This is a genomic window from Olsenella intestinalis (assembly GCF_023276655.1).
Lineage (GTDB): Bacteria > Actinomycetota > Coriobacteriia > Coriobacteriales > Atopobiaceae > Olsenella_J > Olsenella_J intestinalis.
Window position 1 is genome coordinate 783,370 of the sequence record NZ_JALGRK010000002.1, and the last position, 17,202, is coordinate 800,571.

The window sequence follows — 17,202 nt, forward strand, 5'->3', positions numbered from 1 at the left end:
TCGCCTACCCTTCCTTTGTTCCCTTGGCTGCCTCGCCCGCCACTCACCAATAACGCAACTGCCTCATACTCACTTGCTCACGTTCACGGCCCCGAGCTGCTTGGCGAGCCTTGACACCGGCTTCCTCTTGCCATCAACACCAAGGAGTGCAAGCGTCGCAAGGCAGCCCCTCTCCTCCATGTCGCACACGATCCTGAGCTCGTGCTTCGCGCGTGAGGCACCCGTGTAGAAGACCATCCCAGGTTCGGGGTCGTAGGTGCGCGTCGGCGGCTCCCACACGCTCTCGTCCACGTCGACGAGGATGACCGCGTCGGCCTCGAGCCCCTTGAACTTGCGGCAAGTGCTGAATCTGATTCCCGAAGACCGCCAACGCCCATCTTTTACGTATGCCCTCAGGGCGCTTGACGCCTCGGTTTTGCAGGTAAGGATTACGACGTTGTCCAGACCGCGCTTCCGAAACTCTCTCAGTTGCTCATCGACATAGGACGCCTGTGCCATCCGATCCTCCGAGGCGAAGAGCTGGGGAGGGCCGCTCGTCCGCGCCCCCTCGAGCACCTCCGCATCCTTCGTCTCCCCGATCGAGCGCATAGAGCACCGCGCGATGCCCTCCGTGTTCCTGCAGTTGACGTAGAGCGTGAGCTTGCAGTCGGCATCGTTGATGAACCGCGGCATCTCGGACCCCTGCACGAACTGCCTTCGGTCATAGAAGAGGTAGAACGTCCCGTTCTTGGCGCTGACAAGCTCGAGGAGGATGTCGAGAATCGAGGCGTCCTCGATAGATGCGACGCCAAAGTCCTGCCCCTCGTCAACGATCACGTGGTCGTAGGGGAACCCGCCGTCCTCCAGATGCGCCATGAGCCTCTCCGCCAGGGCGTAATAGTCCGGCTCCGCCGTGCGGCACATGCTGCAAGCAAAGCCCGCAATGGTACGGACGTCGATGTTTTGCTGGTCGGATAGCCTCTTAGCGATGTCGTCCTTGAGCAGGGCGTTGTAGCAGAGGAAGAGGACCTTCCCCTCCCGCGCGACGCGGCGGGCGCGCTCCATGGCGACGAGCGTCTTGCCGGTGCCCGCGGCACCATTGATCACGGCGAACCGCTGGTCGCGGATGAAGTCGAGCACCCTTGTCTGGGAGTCGAGGAGCCTGGCGAAGACCACGTCGGCCAGGTCGTAGTGCATGCGCGTGGTGGGGACGATGGAGAACTCTGGACACAACACCCGCTGCACGACGTCCTTCGCCTCGATGTGACTGAGCCGCGTCTCGCGCCCGTACATGTCAATCGAGAAGATGCGGCGGATGGCGGGCTCAGGGTTTCTGAGGTCGTCGAGGAAGAGCGTGATGTCCCTGCTCGCATCGGGCGGCAGGGAGAAGCCGGAGAACTCCTCGCGCGTCAGGCTCACGAACCAGACGGCATGCATGAACTTGCAGCGATCCACCAGGGCGCCAAGACCGCGCTCGTCGAAGCACTTCATGATGCGGTACTTGGCGCCGCTCACCTGGCGGTAGGGGCCCTCGCGAGACATCATCTCTCCCGAGCCGTAGTACCAGACGCCGTCCTGGCACCGCGCCGCCCCCGCCTTCGCCTCGACGCACAGGATGCCCAGCTCGGGGTGGAAGACCACGAAGTCCGCCTCGCGCTCCACGTAGCTGCCCCCATGCGTGGATACCGAGTCGAACGAGTGGACGACGTAGAAGTCGTCAGGCAACAGGCTGAGCGCGTGGTAGATGTACCCTTCCCTACTCGACGCCGTATGAGCCCGTGGACCAGTCGAGGGAATCATCTTGGCCATCGGCTTACTCCTCCCCGTGCGCCACGAGGGCGTCTATGACATCCTGTGGGAGGTCCTCGCCCATCACGAAGGACGTCCATCCCGATGGTCTGCTTGACAGCCCGGCCTCCCTGAACTCTTCGAGCGAACCCGCACCGTGCAGGAGAATCCGAGCCTCCCTCCAAGCTAGGATCACGTCAGCCTCGCCTCCCGCCGGGCTTGAGAGCGTCACCTCGCACTCGGGCCGTTCGAGGTCGAGGTCGTCGCCAAGCCTCGCAAGCTGCTCGACGAATTTCCTCTCGTCGTCGCCCTCGCAGAGCCTGAGGGCATAACGGCACGCCGTCGAGAATCTCTCGCCCGACAGGTCGAGCGTGAACCCGGCATTCAGCGCCACGTCGTTTTCGGCCCCATCTCCGCTGGCTTCATCGCCGACGGTATCCACGTAGAACGACCCGTCCCTGCCCAGCAGGAACCCGAGGATCCGCTTGGCGGCACCCCTGGAGAGCTTCGCCTGCCTGCCCTGGTTGTAGTAGTTTGCGATGCAACCGTAACAGCAGGTCTCCTCTCCGCAGCTGCAGTTCGCCACGACATCGTAAGCGGTCTCGACAAGCCGCTCAATCTCGCCGCTCAGCTGCTTGGCGTGGCCCGCGCCGCCCGGCACGCTGTCGTACAGCATGACAGAGCGACGGTTGGCGTCCCCCTGATACATGGTGCCGCCCAGCTCAGTCTCCGGAACCTCGAGGATGCGCGAGGCAGCCGCGACAATCGCCCACATGACCGACTCCCACGCCTCGTCATCCTCCGTGCCGAGCCCGTTCACGAGGAACGAGAGCTCGAGCACGTCGCTCGTGAACGAAGTCCCAAGCGCGTTGTAGTGCGCAATGAAGGGGTCGGCAACGTTCTTCTCGCAGTAGTACAGGTGCTCGATCGCGTCGCTGCCTGTCGACGCCGCGCCGCAGTACGTGCAGACGCTGAACCCCTTACCCCCAGCCGTGTTGACGAGGCAGAGCTCGCCGTTGGTCGCATACTTGGCTGACACGACCCCACCCGCAAATCCGACGTTGACACTTGGCGCCTCGGCAGGCCAGTGCTGGCTGAAGAACACCTGTGCATACCCGCGCGAGCGAGGCCGGCGCAGCCCGATTCCCCGCCTCTGCCGCTTTCCCTCGAAGCCGTAGCTCGGCACGAGCAGGCGGTTCTTGAGCGTGAAGCTCTGCCTGCATACCGGGCACTCGTACTCGTCGCTTCTGTTGTCTATGGGCCAGGCGAAGGTCTTGCACTCGGGGCACATGCCGTAGCTGCGCACGATGGGCTCCTGAGCGCGCGGACGCCTGATGCCCACGGATTTCCACAATACCTTTCCCGCCACGACCTCGGCACCCGGAGCGTACTCACGCACGGCCTGGCGCATGCCTCGCTGTAGCTGCAGCCTCCCGTCACCCGTGTCGGCAGACGCCTCGGGGAGGTGAAGCTCGACCAGGTCGGTCGGGAACCCGTACTTGGGCAGCACGCCGCCATCGGCTAGTACGTCTATGGTTGCCTCATCCTCGAGATGGCCCCGGGTATCCATGAGTGCCTTTGCACGGTTGGTCGCGCCCTCTTCCATCGCCTGGTCTATGCCGTCCTGAACGCGCATGTAGTCCTGGTGCTTGATGCCATGCACCCAGAGGAGACGCCCCATGCCCTCGCCCGTCGTGGGGTCGCCCGGCGCCAGCAGGCCCTCAATCCAGCTCCAGTCTTCGATTCCGAGCCTCTCGGACAGCCCCTCCTCCTTGCCAAAGACTGTCTCCAGTTGCGAGATTACCCTCTCGGGATGCCCTACGAGGTATGATCTCAGGTCCTCCAACCCTTGAGGCTCCGCCTTTCCGAGGGCCATGAACCCGTGGTACTTCTTCGACATCCCCTCGTTGCCACGCGCACGGAAGAACTCCGAAAGCGCGACTGCGTACGCATGCCTGCAAGCGATCTGGTCGTTGCCGAGGTAGCAATACGGCACCCTCGTCGCGCCCGTGATCATCTTCGCCGGGTCCTCGAAGAACGCCACGTCGTGGGGACGCAGCCGCGCGAAGGTGATAGCGTACCCCGGCATGCCCGCACGCCTGCCCACGCGTCCCGCGCGCTGCGTATAGTTTGCGGTCGTCGGCGGCACGTTGCGCATGAAGATGGTCCGCAGGTCGCCCACGTCCACGCCGAGCTCGAAGGTGGTCGTGCAGGAGAGCACGTTAACATCACCGTTGATGAAGTCGACCTGAATCTCGCGCGCCTTCTTGGTGGACAGCTGCGCCGTGTGCTCCTCGATTCTGAGCGGCAGGGCCTCCTCGGAATAGACCTCCTTGTAGAATCGGTCCTTCCCAAGCGCCTCGGCATAGGTGGTCTTCACCATGTGCCCGTCGCACTTGCTCGTGGTGCACACGCCCCTGGTGTCTAGGTGCGTCGCGCACCCGCAAGTGTCGCAAACGTACAGCCTGTCCTGCGATGTCCTCGGAAACATGGTCCAGAGGTCTCGATCGAGCTTGAAATGGTCCTTCCCACCTGTCATGACGTTGTCCACGGTCAGGCGAAGGCTCTTCATGGCGCCAAGGTAGTCGCAGATAAACTTGTACAGGCTCCTGAGTATTTCGACGGCTTGCTCGCGCGTTAGTTCGACCCCATGTACCGTCTGTGCGTACTTGCGGATGAACCTGCTGCGCTTGTTCTCCGTCGTCTTGGGGGATCCGACGAACTGGATGGTCCCCGAGTCACCGTCCCTCCCGCCCTCGGTCACGGGCGTGCCGAGGTAACGCTTGGGCAGGTACTCCCTGGTGTACGCGTCAGCCCCCTGGCGCAGCTGCGCGACCTCGCCAGATGCATCGATAGCTCCGCGCTCTCGCAGCGTCTCGAGGCACACGGTGGCTAGCAGGGCGTAGTCATCAGCATTGAGCCAGGTGTACCTCGACATCTCCGGTCGCGCCAGTTGTTTTGCTATTACGCCCTGAACCCTCGGGTCTTTCATGCCGTCGGCAAACGCCGTCGGCTCTACCCTGATGACGCCCAGCCCGTCGAGACTGTTGCGCGAGTCCTCCGCCTGGAGCTCGTCGGTCACCCAAGCCGTGGCCTGCGCCTTACGATCCACGCGCTCCATGAGGCCTGGATACTTGAGTGCTCCAGTGCCAGCAAGCCAGTCGGCTACGCTGGTGGGGCTGCATCCATGCTCCGCGTCACCGAGAGCCTCCACAGCCTCGCGTATGGCCTGGCGCCTCGTAATGCTCCCGTACGTGCGCTCCATCGCGGGAGCGAAGAAGGCCGCGTCCTGGCGCCTGTCCGAGAAGCAGATGACGCTGCCTGCCCCGCGCTCCTCCTCCGCGAGCCCCACGAACAGGTCATCGGCGTCCTCTTCCTTCTTCTCGAATGGCGGGACGTCGCGAACGAGGTCGTAGCATATGACGCTGCCAGCAGCCTCTGGTGAGACGCGCATGGGCTGGATGGCGACCCTGCTCTGGTAGCCGCAGTGGCCGCACTTGGCGTCATCCTCGGTTGCCTTCCCCGCAGCAAGGGGGATGCGTTTGACCGTCGGGTGTGCGAACCGATGCCCGCCGCCATCTCTGCCGTCGTGCCGAGACCCGCAGACGGGGCAGAGCCACTCGAGCTCCTCACCCTCGTCCAGGTCGGCCTCGTCGTCGAGTAGTCGGTAATAGGAGTGGGGCAGGAAGCCCTCGTCCGCGTCGGTCCCCTCATGGCGGGAGCTAAGCCACGGCGGCAGGCCCGCCTTCCCGGCCTCTGGCGTCCCCAGCACGTACGCCTGACCGCAATGCCTGCACACCGAGACCTCGTATACGGGAACGGGTCCCTCGAGCCCGCAGTCCTCCTCGACCGTCTTCTGCGAGATGAGCTTTCGGGTCCACAGGTTGATGTAGAGGCCCTCGGGCGCCCGGAGGAAGGAGTGATATCGGCTCGAAAGGATCGGCACTCCCGCAGACCTCTGCGCAAGCGAGAGGACGTCCACCATTGCCGAGAGGGCCTCGACACCCTCGTCGTCGCCCCTAAGCCCTGGTATTCCCAGACGGTCGATTTCGTCCAGCGAGGTGAGGTCGATGACGCTCCGCGAGGTCTCGTGGACCAACGTGGACGTCGATTCCTCCCCAAGAAGCAACGTCCCCAGTCCCAGGAGAGGCGCCGCCTGCGCGCCGAGCATCGCGAGCTCTTCCTCGGGGACTATACCGGTAAGCACCCCAGCTATGGCTGCAGCATCCGCATCTTCGTCATTAAGCACCTCACGCAGCCTCACCCATGCCTCCATGGGAAGCCGTCCCCACGGATTTCGCAGATAATCCTCCGGCCAGTCCTTGTCGCTCGTAATGACGTCCACATCCCCTTCCTTCGAGAACAACTCGCCAAACAGGTCCTGCGCGAACTGCGCCACCTTGGGGGTGTCCTCCTCGGTTCCGATGGTCGCGGAGGTCGCATAGCAGCGCAATGCAGGCGCCTCGCCCGTCTCCGCTGCTATGCGCGCCTTCAACCTGCGCAGCAGGAAGGCAATCTCGGTCCCGAGAGCACCCGTGTAGACGTGGGCCTCGTCGATGGCGATGTGGCGCCATTTCGCACCGAAGACGCTGCCGAACAGCGGCGCGTCCTCGGGACGCAGCAGCAGGTACTCGAGCATCGAGTAGTTGGTGAGCAGGATGTTGGGCGGGCTCTTGCGGATCTCCTCGCGCGAGATGATCTCGTTGTCAAGCTTTTGCGCGTTGGGGTTCTCATCCCGCCACCTGTTGATGGCGTCGACGCGTTTCTCGGCAGTGTCGCCCGTATAGCGGCCGAAGGTGATATCGGTCCCCTCCAGCAGCTCCCGGAGGCGCTTGAGCTGGTCGTTCGCGAGCGCGTTCATCGGGTACATGATGAGCGCACGCACCCCGTCGCTCGCCCCCTCGCGCTCGAACTCCGTCAGGATGTCGTTGAGAATGGGGAGGAGGAAGCATTCCGTCTTGCCGCTTCCCGTGCCCGTCACGACGGCGAGGTTGTGGCCCGAGTTCGCCTTGCGGATGGCACGGACCTGGTGCGAGTACAGAGGCCTATCAGGGTCGAAGCGCTTGGGGTCCCCGCTACCAAGCGAGAGGATTGACTGGCAGAGCTCGCCACTCTCGACGAGCTGCCGAGGCGTCTCAGCCTTCACGTAGGGAGGTGCCGCCTCGACGAAGGGGCCCTTGGCGAGGTACCCCCTTGTTGCGAGCACCTGCTCGAGCTGGCGCTGGAGACCCTCGTCCGCAAAGTGGATAGTGGTCGCGAGATAGTCGCGATACGAATCCTCGATTCGCTTTGCGGTCTCTATGGGGTTGAATGGTTTCGTGGTGCTCATGAACTCACCTCTCAAACGGCATCGTCAGTGAGTAGTCGTATTCTGGCCCCCCGAACAAGGTGAGTGGGTAGTACCTGATCCACAGCCTGCGATGGGCGTCCAGGTGTCGTACGAGGTCCTTGGGGAGCTCGGTCTTGTCGGACCCCTTAGGGAAGTCGCAGCGGAACACGACCTTCTCGTCACGGTCCGACCTCGCGGGCCAGAAGACTTCCGCCCCAAGATTGCACGTTGCTGGCGCCCCGAGATACAGTATGTGGCCGCTGGGGGTGTTCAGCACCTGCGGCCGCAGGAAGCCAAGCCCCTCCCTGCAGCGCAGGAGCGGCAGGTCGACCCACCCATGCCCCTTGGCCACGGTGGCGCCGAAGAACACCGTGAGCGTGAGCTCCAGCTCGTATTGGTCACCTGGCATTCTGAGCAGCAGCTCTGGCGGAGAGAAGATGTTCGCGTAGTGGATGCCGGGGCGGCTCATGTCGCGGTAGAAGACCGGTTGGTCGCCGAGCATCAGCAGGGCACGCCTCCGCTCGCACGCACCATGGGCCGTGATGACGATCTCGCCCTTCGCCGTGCCGAGCTCGTAGGCATCCGCATAGCTGAGGGGGCGCTCCGAGGAGATCTCTCTCACCTCGTCGCCCACATTGACGCTCACGCCTGCGAGCCGCAGGCTCATGTCGACCTGCGCCGACTGGTCCTCCGAGGCCACCGAGAGCTGCGCCCACTCCTGGGCGAGCGGTGCGTGAAGAGGGTAGCAGTTGTCCTTCTGAATCAGGTAGGGCTGCTCGCCGTCCTCCTTGACCAAAAGATTCTCGGCAGCAGTCATCATGTACGTCGCAAGTGCGGTCCCCGCCACTGCCTGCACGACCGCCATGTTTTTCAGTGGCACGACGGCAAACGCATAGGTGAACACTGACACATCGAGGGACTTCCTGCGCACCACCAGTGTGCAGCGCTGGGCGAGGCGGGGGAAGAAGGCCACCTCACGCAGCGGCAGGGCGATGGCAGTCGGCTTCTCCCCCGTTCCCTGCACCACACGCCTCATCACCGAGTAGCGCCGCCCGTCGCACACGAGCTCCACGTCGAGGTCGTCCAGCGCAGAGACGCCGTCGGCGGCCTCAACCGTGACGACGGGAAGCGAGTCGTTCTCTCCTCTCAACCCTTCCGTCACGCCGTACACGTCAACTCCGTCACTTGCAAAGCCGATGCATCCGGACTTCTCGATGGTGACCGTGACGTCTTCCTGCCACGTTGCCAGCTCCCTGCCGGTCGCCTCCTCGATGATGGAGCCCGACGCCCCCGGAGCCACCTCGAAGAGGCAGATCGTGCGGTCGCTCCACTCGGCGGAGGGGGACCGCGTCTCTATGGGCTCCATGCCGGGGCCGGGGACGACCCTGCGGCCACCCTTGACGACGTATGCGACCGTCCTCTTGCGCGCAATGCGGTCGCCACGCCTACGCAGCCTGAACGTCCCGTCCGGAATCTGGAGGAACTCGAGGCACCCGGGCTTTGTCCGCACGAAGGCCTGCTCAAGTGATGCCTCCTCGGCCCATGCGTCACCGGGTCCCTTGTGCATGAGCTTGATCTCCACCTCATAGCCCGGCATGGGCGGCAAAGTGGCCGAGCCCTCCTCCACGATGCAGCCTCGCACGTCACGTGCGACCTCGGCGCTCCGTAACAGGTTTCCGTTCACGAAAAAGTCGACCCTGTCCCCCTGGTACTCTTCCGGGAGGACGCACTTCTTCCACCTGATGCGGGCCTGGCCGATGTTGAGGTCCAAGAGCAGCTGGCTCTCGGGCAGGTAGAGCAGGTCGCCTGCGCGACGGGACGAGGAGGTCTGAACTCCCCCACGAGTGGACTGACCGCCATGGCCGCCACGGCCTTTCCTCCCCTGCAGCTCCGAAAGGGCATCCAGCGCCGTGTCTGGCAAGCCCGAGCTGGTAAGCATGGTTACGCCCACATGTGAGGAGGGTACGGTATGGCGCTGGGCGACGGCAAGTGCGACGGCAAGTGCGGCATCGAGCATCGGCACAAGGATTGTCTCGGATGCCTTGCCGAGGATGTTAAGGGTGGTGGCATTGGGAACGTAGCTGCCCTCGCGAATCTCCGCGAGCACCTTACGACCGTCAACCTGATAGCCGAAGGCGAAGGGTTCTCGCACGGCTTTCCGTGCGATGGGAAGCAGCGCCTTGTCCCACAGGTCACGCCACAGGTCCTGGGAGAGCCCGCCGTGCAGCATGGCAGTGTAGAAGTAGTAGAAGTCACGCTCGTCAGAGCCGTACGTTGGCATGCCTCGCTTCTCAAGGCACGCAATCATGAGACGCTTGAACTCCTGTTGTGGCTTTTGCTTAGTAATGCCCAGCGAGGCGAAGAGGTTGCCCCAGAGGTTCTCGCCGTCGAATGAGACGCGAACCTGGTCGGCACAGAACAGGATGAACGCGTTCGGCACGTGCGCCAGGATAATCCCATAGACGATGCGCATCTGCCGTTGGTAGCGCCTAAGTAGTGTCCTAAAGCAGCTTGACAGCTCATCAAGCTCTGCGGCGAAATCCTCAAAGGCCTCGAAGGCGAGATAGTCAGTCCCACGGTCAGCAAGCGCATCAAGGGACCTCTTTGCCCGCGCCTCGAACTCGAGCAGACATTTGCCTGTCTGGTCAGTCGGCATGGGAGGCACATAGACTCTCGACTGTCCTGAGGCGGGCCGGTCGGGAGGGCTGTTGCGCGAGTAAGAGTCACTGCGCGTCATTCGACGGCCCTCTGTTCTCACAGGGGGCCTCGTAGCCGCATGGCGGGCGATTACTTCATCCGCATCGCTTCTGGCGCCACTCTGTCTATCCATCGCCTTCGCCACGAATGCGGAAGGGTCCGCCTGGTACGAGCGCTTGAGCGCGTCGAGGGCGTCAATCGTTCGGAAGTCGCGCCCCAGGCGCCGATCGACATCCCGGTCGGGCGCATCGAACGCCTCAGGCAGGGTTGCGTAGCCTGCCCGCTTGAGCTTGCGGCGGAACGCCGCGTCCCCCACACTGAGTTTCTCGATCGATACGTCCGATAGCTGATCAAGAGGTCTCATGCCGTAAGCACCTCGATATCTTGTTCATCTACAGACTGCTCTGGAGCAGCATCTCCCAACCTGCCGTCACCCATAAGAAGAGCTGAGGTTAGCCCAGTGATCCGCGCGCAGCCTCCATGCATTATTTATATTTTTACTCAGGCTAAATCCGACAATAGAAAGATATCGGTAAACGCCGCGTCAACAATGGGCAACAGAACCCAATAAAAACTGCGGCGCCGCCGCCCTTAGCGTTTTGGAACCGTAATTCCTCGTGAACTCAGCCACTTTCTTCGAGCGAAGAAACCAACTGCGAGCTTGCTTTTTGCCACTTCCTTTGAAATGACAGGTTCGGCTCTTGTGATACTACATGCTGCCATAGCGCCTCATCTTGATGCGAAGAGAGACGTGACCTTCTTCCCTATGAAATCAAGGAGGAAGAAGGGTCTTCCCGCAGAACTACGAAAGCATCTGGGGCACAGGCGGCACCGCGCACAGGCCCGTGAGGGCCCTGTGCAACGAGTATTACCTCAGGGAGTCGGGCATCGACACCCGGACGCGTGCCCCAGATGCGGCCACCCTCACGTCGCGCTCAGGAGCCACGATTCCGAACTTCGTGTGCTTGAATGCTATGGTCCTGTGCCCATTGGGGTTGAATGCCCCCGAGCGCGCGGGGTTGACTCTAGGCGTCCACGATGACGGCATACTCGACGGAGACCGCTTCGATGTGGAAGCCGCTGAGCAGCATGCTTACTATCCTCCACGCAACTCCATGCGGCAGCACTCGAACTTCTGCTGGCTGCCTACGAGCCCATGATCATTCCTGCCGTTCTCGACTACCCGTGGTAAAGGTACGTAAGTCACTCAGTCGCCCTGTACCGCTTAACCGCGTCATCAAACAACTGCCTACGCTCCTTGTACTTAGTGAAGTAACCCTTCTGAGCCGAGAATCTCTTCGAGCTCGTAAACGGGTTCCTGACCTTGAAGGCGAAAGCCAAATCAGACAGCCACACCGCCTTCCCTGCAGGTTCAACGTCAACGGCAATCACGAGCGGTGAGATATCTACGACAAACGCCTCGACCCTTGTGATATTCAACGCGATAGCCTTCGCATCAATAGGATCGAGCACCAACGTCCCAAGAGCTTTGTTGGCAGTCGTCTTCACCTTGACATCGAACACCTTCGAACCTTTTTCAGCCTCGGTGTCTCTCCCGTCAATATTTACAGCGAGCAGCAGGGCGTCTCCCTCTTTGAGCGTGACGGTTTTAGGGATCCTCCTCCCCTCAACCTTGGCGATAATCGGACCAGCATCCACCATGCGCTGATAGAGCTCCTTCACTCCCTCGACCGTTCGCGTCGATACGTCGAACTCGTTCGTTGAGATGGGATGGAGGCTACCAGTTTCGACCGTAGTAGTTTTGCGCCCTACGCCTGGGATTCCCGCGATGCTCCAGAAATCGCACTTGATTCCTTCCCCCGACGTACCAGGCACAACTCCCGCATTGTGATACTCTGCCCAGCCAGAAATCTCAACCTGGGGATACTCAGCAGAGAACAAACCAATGTCCTTCAAGAGAGCCTTGAAGCCATCGATGCTTGAAAACGCGACACGCGCTCTCCCGCCAAATTGTTCGCATCCGTCGAAGCCACTCGTATTTGCCAGAGCTTCAAGGCGCGCGCCAAAGGCATCAAGGATTTTCAAGCTCTCGTCGGCATCAAGCAGGGCAACGTTCGCCAAACTAATGATGGCCCCCCTTTCGAGCTCGCCGCGCTCCTCCTTGCTAATAGCGCGCGGTCCATCATCCTCAGCGCCAAAGTCATCGAGCGAAAGAGAATCGCTCTCGGTTGGAGGAGTTGCTGCCACCCGCCTCTCAAGTAACCAGGCGGCATTCTCGACCATTCCAGCGGCTTGAGCGGCGGCAACAGCGTTGTCGAGCTTCAAATCTGAGACATCCTTCGCTTCAGCGAAGAACCTCTCAAGCTCCGAAGTTGTAGAGCACTCAGCAATTGCCAGCAGCGCTTTCGGGCGCTGAACTTTGGTTAGCTTTGCGTATGGCACGTGCTCAAGCACAGCGGCTTTATCAGCAGGGTCTTTGCACTTTGATACTGTTGAGTAGGGTATTTGCTCGTTGGGGAAAGAGGCAAAGATGATTTTGATGCTCCGAGGCACATCCTTGAACTTCCAGCAGTTGTCGAGAGGCGCTTCGTCAACCATTCCGGTCGCAAGCAACTCTGCAAGAAGGTCGTTGTAGCCCTGGCGCGCGCACGCACTTGCAATAGTGTTGTATGCGTTGCCAGTCCAACACTTCATGGGCACATTATCCTGTGCTATACGTACAGCCGTTTTGAACGTTGTCTCATCAAAGTCTTCAGGGTGGTCGACCATCGGATCGTGTTCGAGAATGATCTTCGCACACGCTGCCTTGCCTGCCGCCAACGCCTTTACGGTCGACATACCACCGTACGTACCTACGTTGCCAAACGAGCGATATACCTCATTAATGGCCTCCGTGGGATCCTCAGCATCGAGCATGAACCAGAGAAGTGAGGCAGCCTCTGCCCTGCCCATACTCCTCCTGTCGGCGGCAAGAGACTCGATGTCGCTGGCACAGCCTCCATTCGCTGCTATCTCGCGGAAACGTGCAAATAGCTTGCTGGGCGTACTATCCTTTAGGACATAATCTTTGTAGTTTAGTTTTAATCTGACAGTAGGTTTCTCGAGCGTCCCACAAACACCCACTTCGATTGTCGACTTCAAACCATCAGGTAGTTCAGCCACCTCACTCGCCAGAGTCTTAGTTCGAGGTATGGGGCAAAGCGTCTTTCCATCCCCATCGCGCAAAGCCAGAAGGCCCTTGTCAACTCCAAGAGACAGCTTGTCGCCCTTTCTGATTTTTCCCGCCGGAACCGAACGCTCTTGAAAGAGTTTCGAATTAAGATCGCTAATGAACGTGCTCCGATTAAGCACCCCGTATCCGGGCACGATGCCGCAAGTGCGCGGTTCCTCCATTCCAAATTCCGTCATGATTCTTTGTGCCGCAAGATCGTAATTTGTGGCATCCTTGCCATCCCAGTCACCCGAAGACTCCCACTCAACATCTATAGAGACGATGTCCTCCTTCTTAAGGGCCCTCAAGCCACGACCGAAGTCAGAGTGCTCTATGCATTTGGGAAACTCGAAGGCGCTGAAAATCTGGCTGCCGTCATACTGAGCCAAAACTGAAGCCTCTATCCAGGGGGTACCATGCCATTGGAAATACTCGAAATCCTTCCAGAGTTCCGCATGGCTTTCGGCACCGTAAGGAATTCGGTTACCGTTATCTATAAATTCAAAATCCTCACCTTCAACCCAACGTAAGGAAAGAGGGGCTCCTTTTAAAGTCTCGATGTTGATTGTGATGTAGGACGTGCTTGAAGAATTAGTGACAAAGTCCGTTCTGATCTTCATCGTTCTCCCCGATTCTTCTCATCCACTCTCTTTCAATACACCACGCTCTACAAAAACCCATTTCGTTCCTAGGCAACCCATTAACAGCGCGTTGTCAGTCGGCCTCCCCCCCCACATCGCGGCGGGCGCGCGGCACCTCGCACAGACCAAGTCCGGGGGCACCAAGAGGCATCGAGGGCGCAGTCGGAGCTTGCGCCCTTACCGCAGCTGAAGCCGTGGCTGTAGCGGCGTCTTGTCCTCGCAAACGGACGCCCCCTAAAGAGCCCGAACAAAACGCGCCTGCCCATTACCGCGTCCGATTGCAGCAGCACGCATCTCGCCGTTAGCTACATGCCCGGCAAGTCACAATTGCCCCTCTGCCGCGCTTTGCTCTAAAGGTCTACTCATCTGGAACGATAAATAGTTTGAAGTATGTACTGGAGCACACACTGAGGAAATCGGCTAACAACAAATACGCGCGTCCAACGCGACGCCACGCCACTTTCATATGTTCATCAGCGTGTCAAGCGCGCAAGGCTCACCGGTTCGGCGGCTCGGTGGCTAGCTAGGCCACCTTGCCGCCGAACGGCGAGAAAGATCATCCGCCACGCCGTCTGGCACCGCATCCCGGCCCGCGGGCGGACCGGGCCAACGTGCACAGTTTCACATCCGTGGATACGGCATGCCGCCCAGGGTGCGGCGACAGTCCGCCCACACAACGACGATCCGTAGGGAGGGTTGCTCTTGGCCCAAGGCCAGTCTGCGCACGTGCATACGGCGACCCGGGGACGCGGGCGCCGCGCACATAAAGTGGTCGCAGGTCTCCTCCCGGCGCCGGCCCAGCCGGCGCGGCGGTCAATCCGCTATCAGGGCCGGCCAGCCGCTACTCGAGCGACTCGGCCACGATCACGCCGATGTGCCAGACCCAGACGGCCAGCTCGGAGGCGAGCGCCACCTTGATCTTGTTGCCCGACTTGCCGCCGTCCTCGAGGGCCCTGTACCTCCTCATGAGCCTCGCGTTGGCCTTCGCGGCCTCCGCCCTCGTCCCGGGGACGGGCTCCTGCCCCTCCCTCGTCCTCTTGACGGCGGACTTGCGCCTCGGGAACGTGCCGAGGCCCTCGACGAGGCACTTCCGCAGGCAGCTCGGCCCGCTCTTGGTGATCGGGCCGCGGGAGCCCTTCTCGCCGCTCGAGTGCTCCTTGGGCGTCAGGCCCATCCAGCTCCGCACGCGGCGCCCGGAGCGGAAGCGCCTGAAGTCGCCGAGCTCGGCGGCGGCGAGCAGCGCGGTCTCGGGCCCGATGCTCGTGAGCTGGGAGATCGAGTCGACGTACGGCTTCCACCTGTCCTCCTGGCAGAGGGCGAGGACGAGGCGCCTGCGCTCGTCGACCTTCGCCCTCCAGTCCTCGACGTCCTGGCGGTAGAGCGAGAGCGTGAGCGCGTCGGCGCCGCCCAGCCCGGCCGTCTTCCCGTTGAGCCAGGTCACGTAGCGCTTCGTCCACGTCGACCTGAGGTTGCCCGCCTCGGTGCGGTCGTTCCAGACGATGTCCTTGCCCAGCAGGAAGGACGAGACCCTCTGCTTCGCGCGGGCGAGCTCGTCGGCGGAGAGGCGGTAGGCCCTGCAGAGGTCGCGCGCCTGCTCCTCCTCCCTGGAGGGGACGTAGCACCACGAGAAGTCGTGCGCGGGGGCGCTTATGAGCATGAGCAGGGCCCTGGCGTCGCCGGGGTCGGTCTTGCGCTGCGCCTGCTTCGTTGAGCGGGGGAGCGTGGCGACCGCGACGATGCCGCAGTCGCCGCCGAGGTCCCTGATCGACCTGCAGAGGGAGGACTTGGTGGGGCCGGACTCGTAGGCGTAGAGCACCCTGCCGGTCGTGTGGGCGCCGACCCACCCCATCACCTCGGCCGCCCCCGGGCAGCCGCGCAGCGTCGTGCTGGCGACCTCCCCCGTCGAGGTGTCGAGCGTGGCGATCGCGATCGAGCGGGCGTGTACGTCCATTGCGGCGAAGCTCTGGTAGTGGCGGGCGCTATACTCGTTCATCAGGGGCTCCTTTCCTTCGGACCGTCGCCGGCCCTTTTTTCCTGCAAACCGAGCGTAGTCCAGGAGGGGAGCCCCTTCGGCTCGCCCTGCTGCGAACGGCTCACAGGTTCGAAGCTGATGAACATACCGTCTGCGCAGTCGACATGCGCGACGCGAAAGCGATATACGCACGAATCGGATCTTGATCGGCGGGTCGCCTACAGATACCTTCGTATAGAGAAGGGGGACGACGTGCTGCAGAATGCTTCCAATAGCCTAGAGAGCTCGCGCAACGAGCTGACCCTGGAGCACGCCGCGACGCTCGTCCCCCAGGAGTTCCTGGCCGCGTGGGACTGGTACATGAGGATGGAGGGCGTCGGGATCACGCACCTCCCCATGGGCCCGCACGCGCCCGAGGACATCGGCGTCAAGCTCTGCTCGCAACGTGGCATACATAAGCCCGACGCGAGGGACCTCGCGCGCGGGTGGCGGGACGGGCGCACCTACGCGCTCACCATCCACTCGAGCGCGAGGGGCCGCTACAGCGACAGCGTCATCGTACGGCCCGACGGCACCTGGACCATGCGCTACGACGAGCAGGTCACCGAAGAAGGTCGCAAGCGCAAGTGGGACCAGAACGACCCGCTCATGAACTGCCTCGAGGACGGCGTACCGGTAGGCGTCCTCGTTGGGACTCGCGGCGGCTACCGCGTGATGGGACTCGCCTTCGTCGAGCAGTACAACGCCCTCACGGGGACCTTCACCCTCCACGGGCCCGTGGACCACGAGACCGACGAGAGCCAGCAGTACTTCCTGATTAGCGACACCGAGCTCTCCGGCGAGGAACGCACGACCCTCGAGGAGCTGCGCCGTCTTGCCGCCGAGAGAGGCGACGAGCGCGAGAGGAAGTTCATCGAGAAGGTCCAGCGCAAGCGCCAGCAGAAGTTCAGCCAGGAGGTCCGCAAGGCATATGGCGGACGCTGCGCCATTAGCGACATCGCGGTTCCGACCGCGCTGCAGGCCGCACACATCGACGATTACCGCGGCAGCAAGTCGCAGGTGGTGCAGAACGGCATCCTGCTGAGGGCCGACCTGCACCTGCTATACGACGCCGACCTGCTGGGCATCAAGCCCGACAGCCACGAGATCGTGCTGGCCGAGTCTGCCTTGGAGGACGGCTACGACGAGCTTCTGGAGCGACAGGACCGACTGCGGCTCCCAAGGGAACGTGACATGTGGCCGGACGAGGCTCTTCTCGACATTCATTACCAGAGCTTCAAGATCCAGAACCGGGTGGCGTAGCACGGGCGCACTGGCGCGACGTCCCGTGGAGGTCCATCACGACAACAATTCGGACTAGCCATCACGCGAAGTCTGATTGGAGTTGAAGTCATTCGCAGGTCCCCTCTGCCTCATCGAACGCCTTTCTGCATCATTGCTCCGTGATTTGATGCAGCAAATATCTGGATGAGGCAGATTATTGAAAGGGTGGCCACCATGATGGTCGCTCTTCCTAGCGTGTTGGCACAGGCATGTGACGCCTGGCGATTCGTCGGGGCGGCTGGGGCGAGGGAGCGGGGCTCAGGCGGGTAGGATGGGTGCGGGCGCGCAGGGGCGCGCCGCA

Annotated in this window: 6 protein-coding genes; 1 reads left to right on the plus strand and 5 read right to left on the minus strand. The window is 62.0% G+C overall.

All coding sequences use genetic code 11. The annotated features are described in order from the left end of the window. Nucleotides 1-69 precede the first annotated feature (69 nt). The 5 genes from M5D76_RS08120 to M5D76_RS08140 form a co-directional block, all read right to left on the minus strand. Nucleotides 70-1,788 carry an ATP-binding domain-containing protein gene (locus tag M5D76_RS08120; protein WP_248922882.1) on the minus strand — a complete coding sequence of 573 codons (1,719 nt, stop codon included), beginning with the start codon at nucleotides 1,786-1,788 and terminating at the stop codon, nucleotides 70-72. Between the two features lie 4 nt (nucleotides 1,789-1,792). Continuing rightward, a complete protein-coding gene (locus M5D76_RS08125) occupies nucleotides 1,793-7,096 on the minus strand; it encodes a DEAD/DEAH box helicase (protein WP_248922883.1) in 5,304 nt (1,767 codons plus the stop codon). Between the two features lie 4 nt (nucleotides 7,097-7,100). Continuing rightward, nucleotides 7,101-10,157 (minus strand): hypothetical protein, encoded by a 3,057-nt coding sequence (locus tag M5D76_RS08130; protein ID WP_248922884.1) that lies wholly within the window; start codon nucleotides 10,155-10,157, stop codon nucleotides 7,101-7,103. An 839-nt stretch (nucleotides 10,158-10,996) separates the two neighbouring features. Beyond that, nucleotides 10,997-13,585: a hypothetical protein gene (locus M5D76_RS08135; RefSeq protein WP_248922885.1), complete on the minus strand. Its 2,589-nt coding sequence runs from the start codon at nucleotides 13,583-13,585 to the stop codon at nucleotides 10,997-10,999. An 862-nt stretch (nucleotides 13,586-14,447) separates the two neighbouring features. Continuing rightward, on the minus strand, nucleotides 14,448-15,599 hold the full coding sequence (locus M5D76_RS08140; protein ID WP_248922114.1) for an IS110 family RNA-guided transposase: 1,152 nt from the start codon (nucleotides 15,597-15,599) through the stop codon (nucleotides 14,448-14,450). 231 nt (nucleotides 15,600-15,830) lie between these two features. Here M5D76_RS08140 and M5D76_RS08145 point away from each other — a divergent pair, with 231 nt between their 5' ends. Continuing rightward, on the plus strand, nucleotides 15,831-16,880 hold the full coding sequence (locus M5D76_RS08145) for an HNH endonuclease (protein ID WP_248922886.1): 1,050 nt from the start codon (nucleotides 15,831-15,833) through the stop codon (nucleotides 16,878-16,880). The last annotated feature ends 322 nt before the right edge of the window (nucleotides 16,881-17,202 follow it).

Excerpts from the sequence above, each read along its gene's own strand:
- M5D76_RS08135 (WP_248922885.1), bottom strand. The coding sequence starts at position 13,585 with ATGAAGATCAGAACGGACTTTGTCACTAATTCTTCAAGCACGTCCTAC.
- M5D76_RS08120 (WP_248922882.1), bottom strand. The coding sequence starts at position 1,788 with ATGGCCAAGATGATTCCCTCGACTGGTCCACGGGCTCATACGGCGTCG.
- M5D76_RS08140 (WP_248922114.1), bottom strand. The coding sequence starts at position 15,599 with ATGAACGAGTATAGCGCCCGCCACTACCAGAGCTTCGCCGCAATGGAC.
- M5D76_RS08130 (WP_248922884.1), bottom strand. The coding sequence starts at position 10,157 with ATGAGACCTCTTGATCAGCTATCGGACGTATCGATCGAGAAACTCAGT.
- M5D76_RS08125 (WP_248922883.1), bottom strand. The coding sequence starts at position 7,096 with ATGAGCACCACGAAACCATTCAACCCCATAGAGACCGCAAAGCGAATC.